Genomic DNA, 3,723 nt, shown 5'->3' on the forward strand with positions numbered 1-3,723 from the left:
GCGCATGCCATGCGGCTGGCGGAGCAGGGCGCCGACCTGCTCGACGTGGGCGGGGAGTCGACCCGTCCCGGCGCGGATGATGTGTCGGCCGAGGATGAAATCCGCCGGGTCGTCCCGCTGATCGAGCGCCTGGCCGCGGCCACCACGCTGCCCATCTCCATTGATCCCTCGAAGCCCGAAGTGATGCGCGCCGCCGTCGGCGCGGGTGCGGGCCTGATCAACGACGTGTTCGCGCTGCGCCGCGAAGGCGCGCTGGATGCCGCGGCCGAGCTGCGCGTGCCGGTCTGCCTGATGCACATGCAGGGCGAGCCGCGCAGCATGCAGGACGACCCGAGCTACGACGATGTCGTCGGCGAGGTGCACCGCTTCCTCACCGACCGCCTGTTCGCCTGCGAGCTGGCCGGCATCGAGCGTAAGCGGGTCCTGGTCGACCCCGGCTTCGGCTTCGGCAAGAACCTGGAGCACAACCTGGCCCTGCTGCGGGCGACCGCGCGGTTCGCCGAGCTGGGCGCGGGCGTGTTCATCGGCCTCTCGCGCAAGAGCATGATCGGCCAGCTCACCGGCCACGCCGAGCCGGCCGCCCGGGCCGCCGGCTCCACCGCGGCCGCGCTCATCGCCGTGCAGCGCGGGGCCGTCATCGTCCGCACCCACGACGTGGCCCCCGTGGTCGATGCCCTGAAGGTCTGGGAGGCCGTGAAGGCCGGCGACACCGCGCCCCGGGTCGACAAGCCCGCCATGCCCCGCTGGCCGGACGACGAATAAGCCCCACGCACAGCCGGTAGGAGCCCACCCTGTGGGCGACATCTTTCGCAGGACCGCAACAGGCCCTGTGGCCATATGGCGAACGGCGTCGCCCACACGGTGGGCTCCTACGCCATCCGGCGAGGGTCCCCGCCGGCCTCGGCGGGGGTATGATCCCCGTCCCAGGAAGGAGTTAGCACCATGAGCGAACGTAAATACTTCGGAACCGACGGCATCCGTGGCCAGGTCGGTTCCTACCCGATCAGCGCCGACTTCATCCTGCGCCTGGGCCGCGCCGCCGGAGCCGTGCTGGCGCGCCGCCGCAACGCCGACAAGCGCCCCACGGGCGCAGGCCCCGACCGGCGCGACCATTCGCGCAAGGTGGTCGTGGTCATCGGCAAGGACACACGCGTTTCCGGCTACATGTTCGAGGCAGCCCTGGAAGCCGGCCTGGTGGCCTCCGGGGCCGACGTGCGCATGCTCGGCCCGATGCCGACCCCCGGCGTCGCCTACCTGACCCGCTCCCTTCGCGCCGATGCCGGCATCGTCATCAGTGCCTCGCACAACCCGCACCAGGACAACGGCATCAAGTTCTTCTCCGGCCAGGGCGAAAAGCTCGACGACGAGCTGGAAGCCGAGATCGAGGCCGAGCTGGACGCCGATTTCGCGACCGTGCCCTCCGAGGCGCTCGGCAAGGCCAAGCGCGTGGATGACGCAGTGACCCGCTATGCCGAGTTCTGCAAGTCCACGGTCGCCGACGAGTTCTCGCTGAACGGCATGCGCATCGTGCTCGATTGCGCCCACGGCGCGACCTACCAGGTGGCGCCCAAGGTGTTCAGCGACCTCGGCGCGGAGGTCACGACCATCGGCGCCGAGCCGGATGGCCTGAACATCAACCGTGGTGTCGGTTCCACTTCGCCCGAGTCGCTGGCCCGTACCGTCGTGGAAAAGGGTGCCGACCTCGGCATCGCCTTCGACGGCGACGGCGACCGCGTGCGGATCGTGGACAAGGACGGCACCGTCACCGACGGCGATGACATGCTGTACGTCATCGCGCGCCACTGGAAGCGCAAGGCCGCGCTGCCAGGCCCCGTCGTTGGCACGCTCATGAGCAATTACGGCCTGCAGCGTGCGCTCAAGCAGCTGGACATCCCGTTCATCCGCGCCAACGTGGGCGACCGCTATGTGCTGCAGCAGCTGAAGGAACACGGTGGCGTGCTCGGCGGCGAGACCTCAGGCCACGTGCTGTGCCTGGATCGCTTCACCACGGGCGATGGCATCGTCGCCGCGCTGGCCCTGCTCGAGACCCTGGCTGAAACCGGCGAGACCTTCGCCGAGGCCCGCGCGGGGCTCGTCAAATTGCCGCAGACCATGGTCAACGTCCGGGTGGAAGGCGCCAAGGCCGCGCTCGGCAGCGATACGGTGAAACAGGCGCTGGCCGAGGTGGAAGCGGCCCTGGAAGGCCGCGGCCGCGTGGTCCTGCGCGCCTCGGGCACCGAACCGCTGGTTCGCGTCACGATCGAAGCCGCCGACGCGGCCGAAGTGGACCGGCTAGCGGGACAGCTTGCGGAAGCCGTAAAATCAGCAGCCCAGGCCGTCGCCTGAGCCCAAATCACGCCTCCGGCCGGCGCGGTCACCCCGCGTCGGCTTTTTCATGCCCGAAAGCAGGTCATTCCGATGAAGAAGGTCCCCACCCTCGATATCCGCCGCTATGAGACCGACCGCGACGCGTTCGTCGCCGAACTCGGTGCCGCGTACCGCGAATTCGGCTTCTGCTGCATCAGCGGCCATGGCATCCCCAAGAGCGACATCGATGCCGCCTACGAAGCCTTCCAGGCCTTTTTCGCCCTGCCGGACGACGTGAAGCGCAAGTACCACATTCCCGGTGGCGGCGGCGCGCGCGGCTACACCCCGTTCAAGGTGGAGACGGCCAAGGATTCGAAGTTTGCGGACCTGAAGGAGTTCTGGCACGTCGGCCGCGAGATCCCGCGTGACTCGAAGTTCGCCGATGTCATGCCGCCGAACGTGTGGCCGGAAGAAGTCCCGTCGTTCAAGGCAGCCGGCTACGGCCTGTACCAGGCGCTCGATAACCTGGGCTCGCGCGTCCTGCGCGCCCTGGCGCTGCACATCAACCTGCCGGAGAACTTCTTCGACGACAAGGTGAACGTCGGCAACTCGATCCTGCGCCCGATTCACTACCCTCCGATCACCCAGACCGACGTACCGAACGTGCGCGCTGGCGCGCATGAGGACATCAACTTCATCACGCTGCTGGTTGGCGCCAGCACGGCGGGCCTCGAGGTGTTCAGCGACGGCGAATGGCTGCCGATCACCAGCGAAGGCGACGCCATCGTGGTGAACATCGGCGACATGCTCCAGCGTCTCACCAACCACGTGTACCCGTCGACGACCCACCGCGTGACGAATCCGGCCGGCGATGCGGCGCGCAAGCCGCGCTATTCGGTGCCGTTCTTCCTGCACCCGAACCCGGATGTGGTGCTGGACGTGCTGCCTTCGTGCATCACCCCGGAGAACCCGAAGCGTTACCCGGAGCCGATTACCGCGCACGAGTACCTTCAGGAACGCCTGCGCGAGATAAAGCTGATCTGACATCCCCTTAGCGGGCTTTTCACCGGGAGGGTCGCAGAGTCGATCCTCCCGGTCGTCGTTCCCCCGGAGATACCCCATGCCCTCCCGCCCGCGCCCGCAGGCCAAGCGTTCGTCACCCCGTAAAAAGGGCTCCGGCCGGTCCGCAGCCCAGCGTGCCCGCCGCGCCCGCACCATGAAGGCGCGCGGCCGCGCCTGAGCGCGCTCCCACAGGAGGCTGCGTTGCTCTTGTGAACCCCAATCGCGTGCAAGCGCGCTCCCACAGGGGGCTGCGTTGCTCTTGTGAGCCCCAATCGCGGGCAAACGCGCCCCCCCCAGGGGCGGCGGGGGGGTTGTTGGGGCCCGCATGAGCCCCCGTCAAAGCGCGACAAGCGA

At 68.6% G+C, this 3,723-nt stretch carries 3 protein-coding genes; all 3 read left to right on the forward strand.

From position 1 onward, the window contains the following. On the forward strand, positions 1 to 762 hold a 762-nt coding region (folP, locus tag ACTHLF_RS01560; RefSeq protein WP_440324235.1), incomplete at its 5' end, for a dihydropteroate synthase. A gap of 180 nt (positions 763 to 942) precedes the next feature. Next, positions 943 to 2,346, forward strand: a complete 1,404-nt coding sequence (gene glmM / locus ACTHLF_RS01565; protein WP_440324237.1) for a phosphoglucosamine mutase — start codon at positions 943 to 945, stop codon at positions 2,344 to 2,346. Between the two features lie 72 nt (positions 2,347 to 2,418). After that, positions 2,419 to 3,351, forward strand: coding sequence for an isopenicillin N synthase family dioxygenase (locus ACTHLF_RS01570; protein ID WP_440324239.1), 933 nt, complete (start codon positions 2,419 to 2,421; stop codon positions 3,349 to 3,351). Positions 3,352 to 3,723 lie beyond the last annotated feature (372 nt).

This window comes from Luteibacter sp., from assembly GCF_051958795.1.
Taxonomy (GTDB): Bacteria; Pseudomonadota; Gammaproteobacteria; order Xanthomonadales; family Rhodanobacteraceae; genus Luteibacter.